Source organism: Paraburkholderia sp. SIMBA_030 (assembly GCF_046535245.1).
GTDB lineage: Bacteria > Pseudomonadota > Gammaproteobacteria > Burkholderiales > Burkholderiaceae > Paraburkholderia.
In genome coordinates, this window is sequence record NZ_JAWRXB010001474.1 from 1 (window position 1) to 241 (window position 241).

The following is a 241-nucleotide window of genomic DNA, read 5'->3' on the forward strand; positions in this document are numbered from 1 at the left end:
CACCTCGTCGGCCCCCAGCTCGCGGGCTGCCGCTACCAGCCGTGCAGCGTCGGCACCGGGGGCGGCAAGGCGCAGGTTGTCGAGGATGCTGCCGCTGAACAGCACGTTGTCCTGCAATACCACACCGACGTTGCGACGCAGGTCATGCTGGGCCAGTTCGCGCAAGTCGATGCCGTCCAGTTTCACGGCGCCGCTTTGCACCTCGTAGAACCGCGTCAGCAACTGCACCAGGGTGCTCTTG

Annotated in this window: 1 protein-coding gene; it reads right to left on the minus strand. The window is 66.4% G+C overall.

All coding sequences use genetic code 11. From position 1 onward, the window contains the following. The coding region (locus SB772_RS44925; protein ID WP_410839143.1) for an ATP-binding cassette domain-containing protein at positions 1-228 on the minus strand (228 nt) is incomplete at its 3' end. Positions 229-241: the final 13 nt, after the last annotated feature.